This window comes from Tyzzerella sp. An114, assembly GCF_002161055.1.
Classification (GTDB): Bacteria; Bacillota; Clostridia; order Lachnospirales; family Anaerotignaceae; genus Fimicola; species Fimicola cottocaccae.
Genome location: NZ_NFLT01000002.1, coordinates 265,434 through 286,544 on the forward strand (window position 1 = coordinate 265,434; position 21,111 = coordinate 286,544).

17 protein-coding genes are annotated in these 21,111 nt (G+C 32.3%); 15 read left to right on the plus strand and 2 right to left on the minus strand.

Annotation, left to right across the window (positions count from 1 at the left end):
* Positions 1 to 221 precede the first annotated feature (221 nt).
* Both B5E58_RS03065 and gap read left to right on the plus strand, forming a co-directional pair.
* A complete protein-coding gene (locus B5E58_RS03065) occupies positions 222 to 3,998 on the plus strand; it encodes a phosphoribosylformylglycinamidine synthase (RefSeq protein ID WP_088108211.1) in 3,777 nt (1,258 codons plus the stop codon).
* Between the two features lie 468 nt (positions 3,999 to 4,466).
* A complete protein-coding gene (gene gap / locus B5E58_RS03070; protein WP_088108212.1) occupies positions 4,467 to 5,474 on the plus strand; it encodes a type I glyceraldehyde-3-phosphate dehydrogenase in 1,008 nt (335 codons plus the stop codon).
* Between the two features lie 107 nt (positions 5,475 to 5,581).
* Here the strand turns inward: gap and B5E58_RS03075 are convergent, their stop codons facing one another.
* Together B5E58_RS03075 and B5E58_RS03080 are read right to left on the minus strand one after the other, a co-directional pair.
* Entirely contained in the window at positions 5,582 to 6,259 is a 678-nt protein-coding gene (locus tag B5E58_RS03075) for a fructose-6-phosphate aldolase (protein ID WP_088108213.1), read from the minus strand.
* A gap of 164 nt (positions 6,260 to 6,423) precedes the next feature.
* Entirely contained in the window at positions 6,424 to 7,950 is a 1,527-nt protein-coding gene (locus B5E58_RS03080; RefSeq protein ID WP_088108214.1) for a YifB family Mg chelatase-like AAA ATPase, read from the minus strand.
* A 235-nt stretch (positions 7,951 to 8,185) separates the two neighbouring features.
* On the opposite strand from B5E58_RS03080, the gene dprA reads away from it, so the two are divergent.
* The 13 genes from dprA (at position 8,186) to ispG (ending at position 21,088) form a co-directional block, all read left to right on the plus strand.
* Positions 8,186 to 9,283, plus strand: a complete 1,098-nt coding sequence (gene dprA, locus B5E58_RS03085) for a DNA-processing protein DprA (protein ID WP_088108215.1) — start codon at positions 8,186 to 8,188, stop codon at positions 9,281 to 9,283.
* Positions 9,284 to 9,294: 11 nt separating this feature from the next.
* Positions 9,295 to 11,394 (plus strand): type I DNA topoisomerase, encoded by a 2,100-nt coding sequence (gene topA, locus B5E58_RS03090; RefSeq protein WP_088108216.1) that lies wholly within the window; start codon positions 9,295 to 9,297, stop codon positions 11,392 to 11,394.
* 186 nt (positions 11,395 to 11,580) lie between these two features.
* Positions 11,581 to 12,312 (plus strand): 30S ribosomal protein S2, encoded by a 732-nt coding sequence (gene rpsB / locus B5E58_RS03095; protein WP_088108217.1) that lies wholly within the window; start codon positions 11,581 to 11,583, stop codon positions 12,310 to 12,312.
* A 101-nt stretch (positions 12,313 to 12,413) separates the two neighbouring features.
* Complete coding sequence (gene tsf, locus B5E58_RS03100; protein ID WP_088108218.1) at positions 12,414 to 13,346, plus strand: translation elongation factor Ts; 933 nt, start codon at positions 12,414 to 12,416, stop codon at positions 13,344 to 13,346.
* Positions 13,347 to 13,619: 273 nt separating this feature from the next.
* Positions 13,620 to 13,922 (plus strand): HNH endonuclease, encoded by a 303-nt coding sequence (locus B5E58_RS03105; RefSeq protein WP_088108219.1) that lies wholly within the window; start codon positions 13,620 to 13,622, stop codon positions 13,920 to 13,922.
* Positions 13,923 to 13,939: 17 nt separating this feature from the next.
* Complete coding sequence (locus B5E58_RS03110) at positions 13,940 to 14,359, plus strand: DUF1810 domain-containing protein (RefSeq protein WP_088108220.1); 420 nt, start codon at positions 13,940 to 13,942, stop codon at positions 14,357 to 14,359.
* 318 nt (positions 14,360 to 14,677) lie between these two features.
* Positions 14,678 to 15,376, plus strand: a complete 699-nt coding sequence (pyrH, locus tag B5E58_RS03115; RefSeq protein ID WP_242956581.1) for a UMP kinase — start codon at positions 14,678 to 14,680, stop codon at positions 15,374 to 15,376.
* A 39-nt stretch (positions 15,377 to 15,415) separates the two neighbouring features.
* A complete protein-coding gene (gene frr / locus B5E58_RS03120) occupies positions 15,416 to 15,970 on the plus strand; it encodes a ribosome recycling factor (RefSeq protein ID WP_088108221.1) in 555 nt (184 codons plus the stop codon).
* Positions 15,971 to 16,045: 75 nt separating this feature from the next.
* The gene (locus tag B5E58_RS03125) at positions 16,046 to 16,786 is read left to right on the plus strand and encodes an isoprenyl transferase (RefSeq protein WP_088108222.1); all 741 of its coding nucleotides are present in this window, start codon (positions 16,046 to 16,048) and stop codon (positions 16,784 to 16,786) included.
* Positions 16,787 to 16,803: 17 nt separating this feature from the next.
* Positions 16,804 to 17,619 carry a phosphatidate cytidylyltransferase gene (locus B5E58_RS03130; protein WP_088108223.1) on the plus strand — a complete coding sequence of 272 codons (816 nt, stop codon included), beginning with the start codon at positions 16,804 to 16,806 and terminating at the stop codon, positions 17,617 to 17,619.
* A gap of 26 nt (positions 17,620 to 17,645) precedes the next feature.
* Positions 17,646 to 18,800, plus strand: coding sequence for a 1-deoxy-D-xylulose-5-phosphate reductoisomerase (locus tag B5E58_RS03135; RefSeq protein ID WP_088108252.1), 1,155 nt, complete (start codon positions 17,646 to 17,648; stop codon positions 18,798 to 18,800).
* A gap of 29 nt (positions 18,801 to 18,829) precedes the next feature.
* On the plus strand, positions 18,830 to 19,918 hold the full coding sequence (rseP, locus tag B5E58_RS03140; RefSeq protein ID WP_158097652.1) for an RIP metalloprotease RseP: 1,089 nt from the start codon (positions 18,830 to 18,832) through the stop codon (positions 19,916 to 19,918).
* Between the two features lie 111 nt (positions 19,919 to 20,029).
* Positions 20,030 to 21,088: a flavodoxin-dependent (E)-4-hydroxy-3-methylbut-2-enyl-diphosphate synthase gene (gene ispG, locus B5E58_RS03145; protein WP_088108225.1), complete on the plus strand. Its 1,059-nt coding sequence runs from the start codon at positions 20,030 to 20,032 to the stop codon at positions 21,086 to 21,088.
* The last annotated feature ends 23 nt before the right edge of the window (positions 21,089 to 21,111 follow it).

Below are 21,111 nucleotides of genomic sequence, written 5' to 3' on the forward strand. Positions count from 1 at the left end.
AAAAAATCCTCCGTAATATTTTACCAATTGTATTAATACTTTTGTTAAAATTTTTTAAATTTATAAATAACATATATAATTAATTTTATATTCAAACTCCATTATATATGTTTTACATATTTTAATTAACATGATAAAATAAAACAGTACATATTACAACAAAAAAGTTAAGTAAATTATGTTGTTCATCAAATTATATCTTATACGGAAGGGATGTATATATGGATAGTATAAAACGCCTTTATGTTGAAAAGAAAAAAGGGTGCGATGTTGAGGCAACACATCTTTTTGAAGACATAAGAGAAAATCTTAATATTGCCGGACTTTTAGGTATCAGAATACTTAATAGATATGATATTGAGGGTATTTCTGACAAAGATTATGAAAGTGCAAAAACAACAATTTTTGCAGAGGCTCCGGTTGATATTATTTATGAAGAAAAAGTTGAATTTGGCGAAGATGAAACTGTTTTTGCAACAGAATATCTTCCAGGTCAGTATGACCAGAGAGCAGACTCTGCAATGCAGTGTGTTCAGCTTATTTCACAGGCAGAAAAGCCTACTATTACAGTGGCAAAAGTTTTTGTTTTAAAAGGAGAACTTTCTGATGATGAAGTTTCAAGAATAAAACATTATTGTATAAACCCTGTTGATAGTAGAGAGGCTTCTCTTGAAAAACCAGAAAGTCTTAAAATGGAAATGAATTATCCTGAGGATATAAAGAGCTTTGAAGGATTTATTGATAAATCTGAAGAAGAAATCATTGCCTTAAGAAATGAGCTTGAAACAGCTATGAGCAATGAAGACCTTATATTCTGTCAGAAATATTTCAGAGACACTGAAAAGAGAAATCCGACTGTTACAGAAATAAGAGTTATTGATACATATTGGTCAGACCACTGTCGTCATACAACTTTCCAAACAAAAATTGATAAAGTATCTTTTGAAGATGGTTTCTATAAAGATGCTTTTGAAAAAGCTTATAATGAATATCTTGAAGAAAGAGATTATGTTTATGGAGATAAGGCTAAGGATAGAGATATAAACCTTATGGATATTGCTGTTCTTGGTATGAAAACTCTTCGTAAAAAAGGTATACTTGATAATCTCGACCAGTCAGAAGAAATTAATGCCTGCTCAATAGTTGTTCCTGTTGATGTTGACGGAGTGACAGAAGAGTGGCTTATCATGTTCAAAAATGAAACTCACAATCACCCAACAGAAATTGAACCTTTCGGTGGTGCTGCTACATGTTTAGGTGGAGCAATTCGTGACCCACTTTCAGGACGTGCCTATGTATATCAGGCTATGCGTGTAACAGGTGCGGCAGACCCTACTGTTCCTGTTTCTGAAACAATAGAAGGTAAACTTCCACAAAGAAAAATTGTTACAGAGGCAGCTAGAGGATATAGTTCTTATGGTAACCAGATTGGTCTTGCAACAGGTCAGGTTGCAGAAGTTTATGACCCTGGATTTGTTGCCAAGAGAATGGAAATTGGTGCTGTAATTGCAGCTGCTAAGAAAGAAAATGTTATAAGAGAAGTTCCGGCAAAAGATGACATCATAATACTTGTAGGTGGAAGAACTGGCCGTGACGGTTGTGGCGGTGCAACAGGTTCTTCTAAAGAACATACTATTGAATCTATTGAAACTTGTGGAGCTGAAGTTCAGAAAGGTAATGCACCTACTGAAAGAAAACTTCAGAGACTTTACAGAAATCCAGAAGTTAGTAAAATGATTAAACGCTGTAATGACTTTGGTGCTGGCGGTGTTTCCGTTGCCATCGGAGAACTTGCAGACGGTCTTGTTATAAATCTTGATGCTGTTCCAAAGAAATATGAAGGTCTTGATGGAACAGAGCTTGCTATTTCAGAATCTCAGGAGAGAATGGCTGTTGTTGTAGAGAAAGAAAACGTTGACAAATTTATAAAATTTGCTAATGATGAAAATCTTGAAGCAACTCCAGTTGCTGTTGTAACAGATGACAGAAGACTTGTTATGAAATGGAGAGGAAAAGATATTGTAAATATATCAAGAGATTTCCTTGACACAAACGGTGCAACACAGAGAACTGAAGTAGATGTAAAAATGCCTGTTAAAGGTGGATATTTCAATAATACATCTGTTGAAAAAATACTTATTGAAAATGATATAAAAGCAGCTTGGTTTGAAAACCTTAAAAATCTTAATGTTGCAAGTCAGAAAGGTCTTGTTGAGAGATTTGACTCAACTATTGGAGCAAACACTGTTCTTATGCCTTATGGTGGTAAAAATCAGCTTACTCCTCCAGAAGCTATGGCAGCAAAAGTTCCTATGCTTACAGCTGACACAACAACTGCAACTCTTATGAGTTATGGATATAACCCAGAAATATCAAAATGGAGTCCTTTCCATGGTGCTTCCTATGCTGTTATAGAGTCTCTTGCTAAAATAGTTGCAACAGGCGGAAATTATGAGAGTGTAAGACTTACATTCCAGGAATATTTTGAAAAACTTGGAACAGACCATGCTAAGTGGGGCAAACCTTTTGCAGCTCTTATAGGTGCATTCCAAGCACAGATGAATATGGGTACAGCTGCTATTGGTGGTAAAGACAGTATGTCTGGAACATTTATGGATTTAACTGTTCCTCCAACACTTGTTTCATTTGCTGTTGATGTTGCCAATGTTGATAATATTATATCACCTGAATTTAAAAAGGCTGGAAATAAAGTTGTATACCTTCCTGTTAAACGTGATAAATATGACCTTCCAGATTATGGTTATATCAAAGAAATGTTTAAACTTGTTTCAAGTCTTATTGAGAAAGGTATCTGTATATCAGCTCATACTGTAAGAACAGGCGGTATTGCAGAGGCTATTTCAAAAATGAGCTTTGGTAACTATATTGGTGTTGATTTAAGAGACGAAATAGAAGCAACAGAACTTTTCAAACCTGAATATGGTTCATTTGTACTTGAACTTACAAATGCAAAAGTTATTGATTTTATGGGAATAGATGCTGTAATTCTTGGAGAGACTATACCTGAACCTGTAATAAAAGTTATGGGTGCTGAGATAGCTATCAAAGATATGGTTAATACATGGGAAAAACCACTTGAAAAAGTATTCCCAACAAAAACAAAATCAGATTTTGAGGACGCTCCAATAATAGATACATTTGTTGTTCCTGAAAAGAAATTCCCAGGAATAGGTCTTGCAAAACCAAAAGTATTTATACCAGTATTCCCAGGAACAAACTGTGAATATGACTCTGCAAAAGCATTTATAAATGCTGGTGCTGACGTTGAAACTGTTGTTGTAAATAATCTTTCTGTTCAGGCTCTTGAAGAAACTATTGTTAAAATGGAAAAAACAATAAAACAGTCACAGATAATAATGTTCCCAGGTGGATTTAGTGCTGGTGACGAGCCTGACGGTTCAGGTAAATTTATCGCTGCAACATTTAGAAATCCAAGAATAAAAGAAGCTGTTATGGACCTTTTAAATAACAGAGATGGTCTTATGCTTGGTATATGTAACGGTTTCCAGGCTCTTATTAAACTTGGTCTCGTTCCATATGGCGAAATAAGAGATATTGACGCTGAAAGTCCTACACTTACATTCAATAAAATAGGTCGTCACGTTTCATGCCTTGTTGATACAAAGATTACTTCAAATAAATCACCATGGCTTTGGGGTGTTGAACCTGATGATATTCATACAATACCTGTATCTCATGGTGAAGGAAGATTTGTTGCTCCTAAACATGTTATTGATGAACTTATAGCAAATGGACAGGTTGCAACTCAGTATGTTGACACAGCAGGAAAGGCAACTTATGATATAAGATACAATCCTAACGGCTCAATGATGGCTATTGAAGGTATAACAAGTCCAGACGGTCGTGTATTAGGAAAAATGGGACATTCTGAGCGTATTGGAAAAGGTCTTTATAAAAATGTTGCCGGAAATAAAAATCAGAAGATTTTTGAGTCTGGTGTAAACTACTTTAAATAAATAATTAATATATGTTTAGGGAGGTTTGGACATGAAAATAACAAATTTGGTTTTAAGCTCTGTGGCTTTTGTGGTTTCATCTGCATTACTTACAGTGTCTATAATTAATATACTTAAAAGAGATTATTGATTATATTTGTTATATAATATTGTATAATTTTGTGCATTATTAAATTAGGGTTGTATAATTTTGTTAAAATAATTTTTTAACAATCCCAACCCTAATTTAGCATAATTATCATATTGATATAATTTGAGTTGTTAAAATAACTAAAAAATGCTGTTATAAGTTAAATATAAATGTCATATATCTATAAAAAAGTGGCGTATTTTGACTTAATTTTCCAAACATATATTTAATAATGTTATAATAAAAAATGTTTAAAATATACTTGTTTTATGGTATAATTTATAAAGGTAATAAACCTAAGGCTTTTTAAAAGTTTTAATAAGAGGAGGAATTTTTAAATGGTTAAAATTGGTATTAATGGATTTGGACGTATCGGTAGACTTGTATTCCGTGCTTCTTTAACAAAAGAGGGTGCACAGGTTGTTGCTATCAATGACCCATTCATCGACCTTGAATACATGGTATACATGCTTAAATATGACTCAATCCATGGACGTTTCAAAGGTACTATCGAAATCAAAGATGGTAAACTTGTAGTTAACGGAAATGAAATCACAGTATTTAACTGCATGGATCCTAAAGATATTCCTTGGGCTTCAGTAGGTGCTGAATATGTTGTTGAATCAACAGGTGTATTCACAACAACAGAAAAAGCTTCTGCTCACTTCAATGGCGGTGCTAAAAAAGTTGTTATCTCTGCTCCATCAGCAGACGCTCCAATGTTCGTTATGGGTGTAAACAACGACAAATACACAAAAGATATGAACGTTGTATCAAACGCTTCTTGTACAACAAACTGTCTTGCTCCTTTAACAAAAGTTATCAACGACAAATTTGGTGTTATCGAAGGTTTAATGTCAACAGTTCACTCAACAACAGCTACACAGAAACCAGTAGACGGTCCTTCAAAGAAAGACTGGAGAGGTGGACGTGCTGCTTCTAACAACATCATTCCTTCATCAACAGGTGCTGCTAAAGCAGTTGGTAAAGTTATCCCTGAATTAAACGGAAAATTAACAGGTATGTCATTCCGTGTTCCTACACTTGACGTATCAGTTGTAGACCTTACATGCCGTCTTGCTAAACCAGCTACTTATGAAGAAATCAAAGCTGCTGTTAAAGAAGCTGCTGAAGGCGAATTAAAAGGTATCCTTGGATACACAGAAGACGATGTTGTTTCAACAGACTTCATCGGCGATCCTCATACATCAATCTTCGATGCTAAAGCTGGTATCGCTCTTAACGACAACTTCGTTAAATTAGTATCTTGGTATGACAATGAATGGGGTTACTCAAACAAAGTTTGTGACCTTATCCTTCACATGGCTAAAGTAGACGCTGAATAATTTTAATATTATTTTGCTATAAAAGAGTGCAGATTTCTGCACTCTTTTTTTATTATTTTTAGACAAATAAAAAGAGCTGATATTTTAAATATCAGCTCTTAATTTCTTTAATAATCAAGCATTGTTTTATGATTGTCTTCTATTTTTTCAAAATCATTACAGAAATCATTTACAGCTTTGTCTGTTACAGGATGTATATAAAGATTTCTTAAAACATCAAAAGATGCTGTTATAGCTTCAATTCCAAATTTTCCAAGTTCTAAAATTTGCTGTGAATTTTTGAAACTAGCTGCTACAACTTTACAATTAAAATTATGATTTTTTAAAAGAGTGTGTATATCTTTAGCAACTTGTACACCATCATAGCCTAAATTATCAAGTCTATTTACATAAGGTGCAACAAATTTTGCTCCTGCTTTTGCAGCCATATAACCTTGCATGGCTGTGTATATTGCAGTTGCTGTAGTATTAATACCTTTCTTTGAAAGTATGTTTATAGCTTTTAATCCTTCTTCAGTTACAGGAACTTTTATATATGTATCTTTTCCAAATTTTTCTACTATATACTCAGCTTCTTTTACCATTTCATCAGCATTTTTTGATAATACCTGACAATGAAGCATAGTATCTTTTGGAATTATATTTTTAATATCTTTAAGCTGTTCAAAAGGGTTTCTGTTTTCTTTTTTTAATATTGAAGGATTTGTTGTTACACCATCATAAGGAAAATAGTTGAATAAATATTTGATTTCTTCTAAATTTGCACTGTCAATCATTACAATCATTGTTTTATGCCTCCTAAATATAAAGTTTTTAAAATAATCAAATCAAATTTTCCCTATTTATAAATCCTCCTTTCAAGGTAATTATAATATAACTGCAAAATAAAGTAAATATTATAGTATAAAAAGGTTTTTTATTGTAAATAAATGTCTGACATCAAATGTTTTTATTCAAAATAATTTCTGTCAAGATTTCTGTATTGTATAGCTTCTCCAATATGTTTTACGGTTATATTTTCAGAATTATCAATGTCAGCTATTGTTCTTGCAATTTTAAGTGTTTTGTGATAACCTCTGGCACTCATTTTTAAAGCTTCAAAAGCTCTTTTTATAATAGCTTTTTCATTTTTACCTAAAACACAGAATTTTTCTATTTGTGCTGGTGACATTTGAGAGTTAAACAAAATATTTTCATTTTCAAAACGTTTTTTCTGTATGTTATGAGCTTTTATAACTCTTTTTAATATATCTTCAGAAGTTTCAGTTTTTGAATAATTTTCAAAATCATCATAATTTATTTGTGATGCCTCAACCTGAATATCAATTCTATCAAGAAGAGGGCCGCTTATCTTATGAGTATATTTTATAATTTCATTATCTGTACAATGGCAACGGTCATCTGTGCCATAATATCCACAAGGACAAGGGTTCATTGCTGCAACAAGCATAAAATCTGCCGGATATGTAAGTATTCCTTGGGCTCTTGATATTGTAACTGTTTTGTCTTCTAAAGGTTGTCTTAAAACTTCTAATGAACTCCTACTAAATTCCGGAAGTTCATCAAGAAATAATATTCCTCCTGTTGCCAGTGAGACTTCACCGGGACGAGGTATTCTACCACCACCTGCCAAAGCTGCTGATGATATAGTGTGATGAGGTGAGCGGAAAGGTCTTTCTTTTAATAAATAGTTTTTGTCTTTTAAAAGTCCTGCCACACTGTATATTTTTGTTATGTTTATACATTCTTCAAAGGAAAGAGGTGGCATTATTGATGGAAGACGTTTTGCCATCATTGTTTTGCCAGAGCCGGGAGGTCCAATCATAAGTATATTGTGATATCCAGCAGCAGCAATTTCCATTGCTCTTTTTACATTTTCCTGTCCTTTTACATCGGAAAAGTCTAAATTATAGCTTGATGATTTTTGAATATTTTCTGATATATTATTCACATAAGGTTTTATATTATTGTTTTTTAAAAAATCTATTAATTCATTTATGTTTTTTACAGGGAATATATTTGCACCTTTTATTAAACTGGCTTCATTTCTGTTTTCAAAAGGAACAATAAAATTTTCAATTCCTTCGTTATAGAGTGAAAATACCATTGGTAATATGCCGTTTATAGGCTTTATTGTTCCATCAAGAGATAATTCACCAGTGAACATAAATTTTTCTGTACTTTTTATATTTATAATACCCATACATGACAGTATACCAACAGCAATAGGAAGGTCAAAGGAAGGTCCTTCTTTTCTTATGTCTGCTGGTGCAAGATTTACTGTTATTCTTTTAACAGGAAATGATATATTTGAATTTTTTATAGCTGTTTTGACTCTCTCTTTTGACTCTTTGACTGCTGAATCAGGTAATCCGACTATATCAAAAGCAGGCATTCCGTTGCTTATATCTACTTCAACATCAATTCTATTTCCATCAATACCAAAAAGAGCACAGCTTATAATTTTTGAGAGCATAATAAAAAACCTCTTTTCTTGTTTTATATTAAAAATCATATCAATTATTTAAAATTTTTTCTACATATTTATATAGTTTTAAAAAATTTTTTGAATTGCTTAAAGGCTTTAAATTAAAGGAAAAACATAATTTTTTTAAAAGTTTTATACTGGTGGGACAAAAAAATTTTATTGAATTTATTCCAAAAAGAATATATTATAGTGTGCATAATGAGAAAATGGGGGGATAAAAGATATGGATACAGATTTTTATATGCTGTGGCTTTCAAATATTTATGGCGTTGGAAGAAAGAAAATTTTTCAACTTATTGAATATTTTAAAAACCCCGAAAATATTTGGAGTGCAGATAGTGTTGAACTTTCAAAGATTGAAGGCGTAAAATACGAAACTGTAATGAAAATAATTAAATCCAGAAATGAAGATAATATTTATAAAATTATTGAAAATATGGATAAAGACAATATAAATTTCATATCGTATTTTGATGATAAATATCCTAAAAGCCTTAAAAATATATATGACCCCCCTTTAGGTCTTTATATTAAAGGAACAATGCCTGATGATGGTCTTGAAAGAATAAGCATAATAGGCACAAGAAGATGTACTGAATATGGTAAAAGTGTAGGATTTAATATTGCGAAAGATTTGGGAGAAAGAAACTTTGTTATTGTAAGTGGTATGGCAAGAGGTATTGACACTGTTGCACATAAAGGAGCTATTGCTGGAAAAGGCAAAACAATAGCTGTTTTAGGAAATGGTATTGATATTTGTTATCCTTCTGAAAATAGAAGTCTTATGGAAAAAATAATAAATAATGGGTGTGTTATTTCTGAATATCCACCTAAAACAGCTCCTTTATCTTATAATTTTCCAGCAAGAAATAGAATAATAAGTGGTCTTTCTAGAGCTGTTGTTGTAGTTGAAGCTGGATTAAACAGCGGAACATTCTCAACAGTTGAAAGTGCTTTGGAAAATGGTAGAGATGTTTTTGCTGTTCCGGGAAATATAACAAGTAAATATAGTGCTGGAACAAATGAACTTATAAAACAAGGTTGTCCTCCTATAACAAGTTTTGATGATATTCTCTTTGAACTTGGTATATCCTATGAGGAAGAAGAAAAAGAAAAATATATAAATGAAACAACAGAAAATATGTCAGATGATGAAAAGGCTGTTTATGAATTTCTTTCCTTTGAACCTGTCAGTGTTGATGAAATAGTAAATAAACTTAAAAAAGATATAACAGAGATACAGTATATTTTGTTTACCCTTGAAATTTCAGGGTATATACAAAAACTGCCTTCTATGAAATATATTAGGAAACTTAGTTAAAGAGGTGGAATATGGCTACTGCAAATAAAAAAGAAAAATCTGTCAAGAAAAATTTAGTTATTGTTGAGTCACCTGCAAAGGCAAAAACAATTAAAAAATTTCTTGGAAGTTCATATAAAATAGAGGCTTCTATGGGTCATGTTAGAGACCTTCCTAAAAGCCAAATGGGTATTGATATAGAAAACGATTTTGAACCTAAATATATAACTATAAGAGGAAAAGGTGAGCTTTTAAGCAAACTTAGAAAAGAAGCTAAAAGTGCTGATAAAGTTTATCTTGCAACTGACCCTGACCGTGAGGGAGAGGCTATAAGTTGGCATCTTATAACAGCTTTAAATCTTGATGAAAAAGATGTAAGCAGAATTACATTTAACGAGATAACAAAAAATGCTGTTAAAAAATCTATAAAAGAGGCAAGGGATATTGATATGGACCTTGTAAATGCTCAACAGGCAAGACGTGTTCTTGATAGAGTTGTTGGGTATACTATAAGTCCTCTTTTATGGCAAAAGGTGAAAAAAGGCTTAAGTGCTGGACGTGTTCAGTCTGTTGCATTAAGAATAATATGTGACAGGGAAGAAGAAATAAACAGTTTCATTCCTGAAGAATATTGGTCAATAGAGGCTATTTTAAAAGATAAGAATAATAAAAAAATTGCAACAAGATTTGTTGGAATAAAAGATGGAAAAATAGAACTTAAAAGTAAAGATGAAGTTGATAAAATACTTTCAGACCTTGAAAATTGTGATTTTGTTGTTGAGGAAAATAAAAAGGGAACAAGGGTTAAAAATCCTATTGCTCCATTTACAACAAGTACACTTCAACAGGAAGCAAGTAAACATCTTAATATGACAACTCAAAAAACAATGATGGTTGCTCAGCAGCTTTATGAGGGTGTTGATATACAGGGAGAGGGCACAGTTGGTCTTGTGTCATATATAAGAACTGACTCTGTAAGAATTTCTGATGAAGCCTATGAAGACGCAAAAAGCTTTATACTTGGGAATTTCCCTAGTGAATACTTAAATCCTGAAAGAGCTGTATATAAATCAAAGGGTAAAACTCAAGATGCTCATGAGGCTATTCGTCCAACAAATGCATCGAGAACTCCAGACAGTGTTAAGGAGTCTTTGACAAAAGAGCAATATAAACTTTATAAACTTATATGGGAAAGATTTATAGCAAGTCAAATGGCTCCTGCCGTGTATGAGACACAGTCTATAAAAATATTTGCTGATAAATATGTTTTTAGAGCGTCAGGTTCTGTAATTAAATTTAAAGGTTTCCTTGAAGTTTATGATAAAAACGATGATGAAAAGGCGGAAGGTAAAATACCGGAGGTTGAGAAAGGTACTGTGTTAAAAGTTAATGAAATAGTACCGGCACAGCATTTTACACAGCCACCACCACGTTTTACAGATGCTTCTCTTGTAAAAACTCTTGAGGAAATTGGAGTAGGTAGACCAAGTACCTATGCTCCAACATTGACAATAATACAATCAAGAAATTATGTTGTAAAAGAGGCTAAAATGCTTTATCCAACAGAATTAGGTGAAGTTGTAAATGATGTTATGAAAATGTATTTCCCTGATATTGTTGATATTGATTTTACAGCCCATATGGAGGATAATCTTGACCAAGTAGAACTTGGAAAACAGGAATGGAAACAGATTATAAGAGATTTTTATCCTGATTTTAGTAAAGCTGTTTCTGATGCACAAGAAAAACTTAGTAAAGTTGAGATTAAAGACGAAGTTACAGATGTCATATGTGATAAGTGCGGAAGAAATATGGTTGTAAAATATGGAAAATATGGTAAATTCCTTGCCTGTCCAGGATTTCCAGAATGCCAGAATGCAAAACCATTCTTTGAAGATGCAGGGGTTTTATGCCCTCAATGTGGCGGAAAAGTTCAGATTAAAAAGACTAAAAAAGGTAGAAAATATTTTGGATGTGAAAATAATCCTGAGTGCGATTTTATGTCTTGGAATAAGCCAACAGGTGAAAAATGTCCACAGTGTGGAAGCTATATGGTTGAAAAGGGAACTAAAAATCCTAAAATCGTTTGTTCCAATGTACAGTGTGGATATATAGAGGAGTCAAAAAAATAGTATTTTAAATTTATTAAAAATTAAAATATAAATTGTAAAATAAAATAGTTGTAATATTTTTTTAGTTATGATATAATACCACAGGTAACTAATAAAACACACTTATCTCAAAGCAGAACTGGTGCTTTTTAAAAAGGTTGTTGTCTGCGAATTGAGATGGGGAGGATTAACCAGAGGAGGATAAAAATGAGCGTTATATCAATGAAACAGTTATTAGAAGCAGGTGTTCATTTTGGACATCAGACAAGAAGATGGAACCCTAAAATGGCTGAATACATCTTCGCAGAAAGAAACGGTATCTACATCATCGACCTTCAGAAAACAGTAAAGAAAGTTGACGAAGCTTACTTTGCAGTTGCTGAAGCTATCAAAGAAGGTGGAGAAATCCTTTTCGTAGGTACAAAGAAACAGGCTCAGGATTCAATCAAAGAAGAAGCTGAAAGATGTGGAATGTACTACGTAAACCAGAGATGGTTAGGTGGTATGCTTACAAACTTTGAAACAATCAAAACAAGAATTGCAAGATTAAAAGAGCTTGAAGAAATGCAGGCTGACGGAACTTTCGAAGTTCTTCCTAAAAAAGAAGTTGCTGCATTACTTCACGAAAAAGAAAAATTAGACAAGAACCTTGGCGGAATTAAAGAAATGAAAAAAATTCCAGATGTTATGTTCGTTGTTGACCCAAGAAAAGAAAGAATAGCAATCCAGGAAGCTCATACACTTGGTATTCCAATCGTTGCTATTGTTGATACAAACTGTGACCCTGAAGAAGTTGATTATGTAATCCCAGGTAATGACGATGCTATCCGTGCAGTAAAACTTATCGCTGCTAAGATTGCTGATGCAGTTATCGAATCAAGACAGGGCGAGCAGACAACTGCTGCTGAAGAAGAAGTAGAAGAAGCAACAGCTGAATAATTTTAAAAGAGTATGCCCAGACCTCAGCCATAAGATAAATGGGCTGAGGTCTTTCAAGTTAAAGAACGAAATATAAAACCCAGATATGGAGGTATATTAAAATGGCTATAACAGCAAGTATGGTAAAAGAACTTAGAGAAATGACAGGCGTTGGTATGCTTGAATGTAAAAAAGCATTAGCAGAAACTGACGGAGATATGGAAAAAGCAGTTGAACTCTTAAGAGAAAAAGGATTAGCTGCATCAGCTAAAAAAGCTGGACGTATCGCTTCTGAAGGTCTTGTTGACATCTATGTATCAGATGACAAGAAAACAGCTGCTATCGTAGAAGTTAACTCAGAAACAGACTTCGTTGCTAAAAACCAGACATTCAAAGATTATGTTGCTAATGTTGCAAAACAGGCTGCTTCAACATCAGCTGCAAACATGGACGAGTTCTTCGCTGAAAAATGGAGCCTTGATGAAGCTTTCACAGTTAAAGAAGCTCTCAGCCAGCAGGTTGCTGTAATTGGAGAAAACTTAAATATCAGACGTTTTGAAAAATACGTTAGAGAAACAGCTGGTTCTTTAGTATCATATGTACACGGTGGCGGAAGAATTGGTGTTCTTATTGAGCTTGCTTGTGAAAAAGAAGCTCCAGAATTAGAAGAATTAGGAAAGAACGTTGCTATGCAGATTGCAGCTTTAAATCCAAAATTTATCGCTGTTGATAATGTACCTGCTGACTTCATTGAAAAAGAAAAAGAAATCCTTACACAGCAGGCTAAGAACGACCCTAAAAATGCTTCTAAACCAGACAATATCATTGAAAAGATGATTGTTGGTAGATTAAACAAAGAAATGAAAGAAATCTGTCTTGTTGAACAGCCATACGTTAAAGATGGTGATATGTCAGTAAAACAGTACATTGATTCAGTAGCTAAAGTTGTAGGAGCTCCTATAACAATCGCTCGTTACGTTCGTTTTGAAACAGGCGAAGGTTTAGCTAAAAAAGAAGAAAACTTTGCTGAAGAAGTAGCAAAAGCAGCTCAGTAATAAATTTAATTTTGAAGTTTAAAATTAACAGTATTCAATCTTTTCAACATACTCATAAACATTTTGGATACTAGATATTTTTAATTTCTTTTATATTTAATAAAATAAGCCCTATTAGCTTGTATTCATAATATTTTATGATTATAGGTTTAATAGGGCTTTTTTATTTAAAATTTAATTCTAAATTCTTATTATATATGGTTTTATTTTGTAGACAAAATATAGCATTTTAATACAATTTATTGTATTATTGTATAATAAGGAGGAATTTATATGGCTGGATATAGAGATAAATATTTTGAAAACAATAAATCTAATCATGGTTGGTATACATGTGTTAGATGTGGCAAAAAATTGAGAAAAAGTGATGTTGACATTGACCATATTATACCTCAAAATTGGGGAGGTAAACATAACTTAAACAATCTCCAATGTATGTGTAAACATTGTAACCGTTCAAAACAGGATAATGTGGATTTTAATATTGTAAAAGATTACTCAAGAAATGTTGTCAAAAATACAAAAAAGAATATTAAGAAGAATGTAAAAAATAGTATTAAAAATTTGTTTAAGTAAAGAAAGGAGAATATACCATGGAAAGTTTAAAAAGATTTCATGAAGCACAAAAATATAGTTATGATACAGCTTTAAATGAAATAAAATGCGGAAGAAAAGATAGTTGCTGGATGTGGTATATTTTTCCTCAGATTAAAGGACTAGGCAACAGTTCTTATTCAGCTTATTATGCTATATCTGATATTGATGAGGCTAGAGCTTATATTGAAGATGAAGTTTTAGGTGGTCGTCTTATAGAAATATGTCAGGAACTTTTAAAACTTAAGTCAAATAATGCCAGTGAGATATTTGGTTTTCCTGATGATATGAAACTTAAATCTTCAATGACTCTTTTTTGGAAAGTTTCTGGAAATGAAATATTTAAAAATGTTATTGATAAATTTTTTAATGGTGAGGAAGATAAATTTACATTGAAAATTTTAAATGATTTTAAATAAAGTTTATATTTTACTGAAGACTGATTGAATTTTTCAATCAGTTTTTTTATGAAAATTTTTACATTTTTATAGGTATATTGTAATCTAATATTATTTTTTTATATTTTTAATTTTATACTGTTGAATTTTGTTGAATAAGACTTGTAAGTATGATATAATTTTCGGCGGTGACAAAACATATTGAAAAATTACTAAAATTTTTAATATGTCAAAATGTGTATTTTACAGTTTTTACATTATAGTTTATAATAATAATTAAATAGGTATAGAAATTGTCTCTGTATTATGATACATTATAAGATGAAGGAGGTTGCTGTAATGTATAAAAGAATTATTCTTAAAATAAGTGGAGAGGCTTTATCAAATGAAACTGAGAATTTTGATGACAATATTGTTACCGGACTTGTCAATCAAATCAAAGAAATTGTTGAAAATGGTACAGAAGTATGTCTTGTTATTGGCGGGGGAAACTTTTGGAGAGGTAGAAGTGCCGATTCAAAAATGGACAGAACAAAAGCTGACCAAATCGGTATGCTTGCAACTGTTATGAATGCAATTTATGTTGCTGATGCCTTTAGACAGGCTGGAATTGGTGCAGTTGTACAGACACCTATAATAATAGGTACAATAACAGAACAGTTCTCAAAAGAAAGAGCACTTGCTCATCTTAAAGATGGCAAAGTTGTTATATTTGCAGGAGGATTAGGACATCCTTTCTTCTCAACAGATACAATTACAGCATTAAGAGGTGCTGAGCTTGATGCAGATGCACTTTTCTTTGCAAAAAATATTGATGGCGTTTATGACAGCGACCCAGCTGTAAATAAAGATGCTAAAAAAATTGAAGAGATTGCATGTCATGACATTATAAAGAATAATCTTAAAGTTATTGATATGGCTGCGGCAAACCTCTGTTATGAACAGAAAATACCTGTTGTTATATTTGGACTTAATGAAGAAAAAAGTATTATGCGTGCTGTAAAAGGTGAAAAAATAGGTACACTTGTTACAGTTTAATGCATTTTTAAAAAATTTAATTTTTAGGAGGAATATCTTATGGCAAACGAAACTGCTATTTACGAGGAAAAGATGACAAAAACTATTGCAGCTCTTGACGCTGAATTTAATACAATACGTGCAGGAAGAGCAAACCCTCATGTACTTGACCGTATAACAGTTGACTACTACGGAACACCAACTCCTATAAACCAGGTTGGAAATATAACTGTACCTGAAGCTAGACTTATACAGATACAGCCTTGGGACGCTTCTCTTTTAAAAGCTATTGAAAAGGCTATAAATACATCAGAGCTTGGTATAAATCCATCAAATGACGGTAAAGTTATACGTCTTGTTTTCCCAGAACTTACAGAGGAAAGAAGAAAAGAGCTTACAAAAGATGTTAAAAAGAAATCAGAAGCTTCAAAGGTTGCTATACGTAATATAAGAAGAGATGCCATTGACGCTTTCAAAAAAATGGAAAAGAAAAAAGAAATTCCAGAAGATGAATTAAAATCTCTTGAAGAAAAAATTCAGAAAATTACAGATAAATTCATTGCTGAAATAGACAAAAAGACAGAGTCAAAATGCAAAGATATTCTTTCTGTATAATACAAAAATAAAAAGTATTTTTAAGTATTTTGCCCCTCTTTTTGAGGGGTGTTTTTTTAATCATGGAGGGTTAATATGTTTTACTTTAATGGTAAAGAGGAAGTCACACTTGACAGTGAAAATATACCTAAGCATGTAGCAATAATTATGGACGGTAACGGTAGATGGGCAAAAAAGCGTTTTCTTCCAAGAAAAGCCGGTCATAAAGCGGGAGCTGACGCTCTTGAAGGTATAATTGACGCTGCTAAAAAAATTGGTATAAAACATCTTACTGTATATGCTTTCTCAACAGAAAACTGGAAAAGGTCACAGGAAGAAATTGACGGTATAATGGACCTTTTAAGAAGCTATGTTAAGAAATATACTGAGAGAGCTAAAAAAGACAATGTAAAAATGGATGCCATAGGTGATATTACAAGACTTGATTATGATATTCAGGAAAGTATTAAAAATCTTGAGGAAGTTACAAAGGATAAAGATGCTCTTAATTTACATATCGCTTTAAATTATGGTGGTCGAGATGAACTTAGAAGATGTGTAAAGAAAATATGTAAAGATGTTGAAAAGGGAAAAATTTCATCTGACGATATAGACGAAGACATTATTTCTAAAAATCTTGATACAGCGGATATTCCTGACCCTGAACTTATAATAAGAACAAGTGGTGAGGAGAGAATAAGCAATTTCCTTCTTTGGCAGATAGCTTATTCAGAATTCTGTTTCTCAGATAAACTTTGGCCTGATTTCAAAGAGGAAGACCTTGTTGAGGCTGTATATCAGTATCAAAACAGAAACAGAAGATTTGGCGGTAGATAATTTTAGGGGTGATTTTTATGTTGGTGAGAATTATATCAAGCGTTATTCTTCTTCCGGTTTTGATAGCTGTTGTTTTTTTTGGAGGAATATGGCTTAAAATTGGTATTCTTGCAGCATCTTTGATAGGTATGCATGAATTTTATAAGGCTTTTTCAATAGATAAAAAGCCTGTTGCTTATATAGGATATATTTTTGCAGTAATATATATTCTTTTTATAAATACAATAATAAATGAAAATAATATATTTAATATTTTTGTTTCTGTATTTATACTTGTTTTTCTTATATATACTGTTGTTTTTCATAATCATACAAATATAACTGAATCTTTTGTGGGATTTTTCGGATATTTTTATGTATGCTTTCTTATTTCCCACATATACCTTATAAGAGAATACTCTTATGGTATCTATTTTGTATGGCTTTCATTTATATGTGCATGGGGCTGTGATACAGGTGCATATTTTACAGGTGTTGCCATAGGTAAACACAAACTTATACCTACATTGAGTCCTAAAAAGACAATAGAAGGTTCTATTGGTGGAATTGTGACAGCTATGGTTATAGGTTTTATATATGGAACTGTTATGGACTCATATTTTGTACTTGAACATGTCAATACTATTCTTTTATGTGTCCTTACAGGAGCAATAGGCTCTGTTTTGGCACAGATTGGAGACCTTGCCGCTTCAGCTATGAAAAGATATACAGGCATAAAGGATTTTGGAAATCTTATACCAGGACATGGTGGAATTATAGACCGTTTTGATAGCGTTCTTCTTACAGCTCCTGTTGTATATTATTTAATGTTATTCCTTATTAATGTGAGATAAAACTCTATAAAGAGGTGAATATTTTGATAAATAATATTTCAATACTTGGTTCAACTGGTTCAATAGGAACTCAAGCCCTTGATGTAGTTAGAGCGGTTAAGGGTGATGACATAAAAGTTCATGGTATAACAGGCAATAATAATATAGATTTACTTGAAAAACAGGCTTTAGAATTTAAACCTGAAATAGTTGCTGTTATGGATGAAGAAAAATCTATTGAGCTTAAAAAAAGACTTAAAAGTGAAAATATAAAAGTTTTGGGAGGCATGGAAGGTCTTATTAAAGTTGCAACAATGGAAAATGTTGAAACAGTTTTGACATCTGTTGTTGGAAATGTGGGACTTGAGCCTACTCTTGAAGCTATAAAATCAAATAAAAATATTGCTTTGGCAAACAAAGAAACTCTTGTTTCTGCCGGTGAACTTGTAATGAGAACAGCTATGGGAAAGGGTATAAAAATACTTCCTGTTGACAGTGAACATTCTGCAATTTTCCAGTGTTTACAGGGAAAGCATGATAATAATATTTATAAAATACTTTTAACAGCTTCTGGTGGAAGTTTTAGAGGAAAAACAATAGATGAACTTAAAAATGTCACTGTTGATGATGCCTTAAAACATCCTAATTGGGTTATGGGTAGAAAAATAACAATAGACTCAGCTACTCTTATGAATAAAGGACTTGAAGTTATAGAGGCTGTATGGCTTTTTAATGTAAATGTAAATCAAATACAGGTTCTTGTACACCCACAGAGTATTATTCATTCAGCAGTTGAATTTGAGGACGGAGCTGTTATTGCACAGCTTGGAGCACCAGATATGCGACTTCCTATACAGTATGCTTTGTTATATCCTAAACGTGTTGATACAAATCTTCCTAGACTTGATTTGTTTGAACATAATAATTTAACTTTTGAAAAACCTGATATGGATACATTCAAATGTTTAAGTCTTGCTTTTAGAGCAATTAATGAAGGTGGAACAATGCCTGCTGTAATGAATGCAGCAAATGAAGTTGCCGTTGAAAGATTTTTAAACAGAGAAATATCATTTTTACAGATACCTGAATTGATAGAAAAAACTATGAATTCATATAGTCCTGTATATAATTATGATTTGAAAACTGTTCTTGAAGCGGACAAATGGGCTAGAGAGTTCGTATATAATCAGACAGTAAAATAATTCTATATTGTTTTTAAGAGGTGATTTATTTGACAAATATTTTTTCAAATATTCTGCCTTTAATAATAGCTATAATTGTTTTCAGTATTCTTGTATTAGTACATGAATTTGGTCATTATATTGTAGCTAAAAAAAGTGGGATATTTGTTGAGGAGTTTGCCATAGGAATGGGACCTATATTAGTTTCAAAACAATTTGGTGAAACTCTATACTCAATACGTGCTTTTCCATTAGGTGGATTTTGTAGAATGATGGGAGAGGATGAAGATTTAAAAGATGAGAGAGCTTTCAACAGTAAAAGTGTATTTAAAAGAATAGCTGTTGTTGCAGCTGGTCCTATTATGAATTTTGTTCTTGCTTTCATAATATGTACAGGTCTTGTTGGAACATCAGGTTTTGCACAGCCTATTGTTGCAGGACTTGAGGCAGGTGGAAATGCTGCTGAAGCTGGTTTAATGATAGGTGATAAAATCACTAAAATAAATAATACTCATATATTTGTATATGAAGATTTAAGTCTTTTTATGGCACAAAATCAAGGTGAAACTGTTGAACTTCAAGTTAAGAGAAATGGTGAAAAAGTTAATATAACTGTTGAACCTTACAAAACAGAGGACGGAAGATGGATTATAGGTTTTAATCCAGCAGTAAAAACAGGTATATTTGACAAAGATTATGATAGTTTCGATAAAGCCACAATTGGTGAAACTATTGTGACAGGTTTTAATACAATGTTTTTCTATATACGTTCAACTGTTGAAGGTTTTATAAGACTTTTTACATTTAATGTGTCTATGGACGAAGTTGCAGGACCTATTGGTATAATAGAGGTTGTTGGTGAGTCCTACGAGCAGGGTATAAAATACAGTATAGGTGCAGCTATTGCAAATATATCATATATAGCAGCATTACTCAGTGCAAACCTTGGAGCTTTAAATCTTTTCCCTATACCTGCTATGGACGGAGGAAGACTTGTTTTTCTTATAATAGAAGCCTTTAGGGGAAAACCTATTGACCCTGAAAAAGAAGGTATGGTTCATTTTATAGGTTTTGCATTTCTTATGGCATTTATGGTTTTTATAGCTTATAATGATATTGCAAGAATATTTTTAGGCTGAAACCAATTATATTGACGATAAATATTTTACAAAATTTCAGTCTGGATTTCTTATGAAGTTCAGACTGTTTTTAACTATTGGAAAAGTTTGTGTTTTTCGGAGGAAAATGCTATGGAATTTATAAAGAGAAAACAAGTAAGAGAAGTAAAAATAGGTGATGTTTTAATAGGTGGAACAAATCCTGTTGCAATTCAATCTATGTGTAATACAGATACAAGAGATATTAAATCAACAGTAAAACAAATACTTGACCTTGAAAAAGCCGGCTGTGAGATTATAAGAGTTGCTGTGCCTGATATGGAAGCTGCTGAGGCTATAAAAGGAATTAAAAAAGAAATTCATATACCTCTTGTGGCTGATATACATTTTGATTATAGACTTGCCCTTAAAGCTATGGAAGGGGGCATTGATAAAATAAGAATAAATCCGGGAAATATCGGTGATGAAAGCAGAATAAAACAAGTTGTTGATATGGCTAAAAGTAGACATATTCCTATAAGAATAGGTGTAAACAGTGGCTCTTTGGAGAAATATCTTGTTGAAAAATATAAGGGTGTAACTCCTAGAGGTCTTGTTGAGAGTGCTTTAAATCATGTGAGAATACTTGAAAAATACAATTTTGAAGATATAGTTGTATCAATAAAGGCTTCAAGTGTTCCTTTTAGTATTGAGGCTTATTCTATACTTTCCGATGAAATTCCTTATCCTCTCCATGTTGGAATAACAGAGGCTGGAACAACTTGGTCTGGAACTGTTAAATCTGCTGTCGGTATAGGTGCTATACTTTCAAGGGGAATTGGTGACACAATACGTGTTTCACTTACTGGCGACCCTGTTGATGAAATTTATGCAGCAAAAGAAATTTTAAAGGACTTAGGAATGAGAAAATTTGGAATTGAATTTGTTTCTTGTCCTACCTGCGGAAGAACTCAAATTGATTTAATATCAATAGCAAAAGAAGTTGAACAAAAATGTAAAAACATTGATAAAGATATAAAAGTTGCTGTTATGGGTTGCATTGTAAATGGACCAGGAGAAGCTAAGGAAGCTGATATTGGAATAGCTGGAGGAAAAGGCGAGGGGCTTATATTTAAAAAAGGCGAAATTTTGAGAAAAGTTCCTGAAGAAATCCTTGTTTCTGAGCTTATGAAAGAGATTGATAAACTTTAAGAGTTTGAAAAGTGTGGAGATAA

Coding starts and splice junctions, on each gene's coding strand:
- B5E58_RS03065 (WP_088108211.1), top strand. CDS start 222: ATGGATAGTATAAAACGCCTTTATGTTGAAAAGAAAAAAGGGTGCGAT.
- B5E58_RS03110 (WP_088108220.1), top strand. CDS start 13,940: ATGGAAAGTTTAAAAAGATTTCATGAAGCACAAAAATATAGTTATGAT.
- ispG (WP_088108225.1), top strand. CDS start 20,030: ATGGAATTTATAAAGAGAAAACAAGTAAGAGAAGTAAAAATAGGTGAT.
- frr (WP_088108221.1), top strand. CDS start 15,416: ATGGCAAACGAAACTGCTATTTACGAGGAAAAGATGACAAAAACTATT.
- tsf (WP_088108218.1), top strand. CDS start 12,414: ATGGCTATAACAGCAAGTATGGTAAAAGAACTTAGAGAAATGACAGGC.
- B5E58_RS03075 (WP_088108213.1), bottom strand. CDS start 6,259: ATGATTGTAATGATTGACAGTGCAAATTTAGAAGAAATCAAATATTTA.
- rpsB (WP_088108217.1), top strand. CDS start 11,581: ATGAGCGTTATATCAATGAAACAGTTATTAGAAGCAGGTGTTCATTTT.
- B5E58_RS03125 (WP_088108222.1), top strand. CDS start 16,046: ATGTTTTACTTTAATGGTAAAGAGGAAGTCACACTTGACAGTGAAAAT.
- B5E58_RS03080 (WP_088108214.1), bottom strand. CDS start 7,950: ATGCTCTCAAAAATTATAAGCTGTGCTCTTTTTGGTATTGATGGAAAT.
- topA (WP_088108216.1), top strand. CDS start 9,295: ATGGCTACTGCAAATAAAAAAGAAAAATCTGTCAAGAAAAATTTAGTT.
- dprA (WP_088108215.1), top strand. CDS start 8,186: ATGGATACAGATTTTTATATGCTGTGGCTTTCAAATATTTATGGCGTT.
- B5E58_RS03105 (WP_088108219.1), top strand. CDS start 13,620: ATGGCTGGATATAGAGATAAATATTTTGAAAACAATAAATCTAATCAT.
- pyrH (WP_242956581.1), top strand. CDS start 14,678: ATGTATAAAAGAATTATTCTTAAAATAAGTGGAGAGGCTTTATCAAAT.
- B5E58_RS03130 (WP_088108223.1), top strand. CDS start 16,804: ATGTTGGTGAGAATTATATCAAGCGTTATTCTTCTTCCGGTTTTGATA.
- gap (WP_088108212.1), top strand. CDS start 4,467: ATGGTTAAAATTGGTATTAATGGATTTGGACGTATCGGTAGACTTGTA.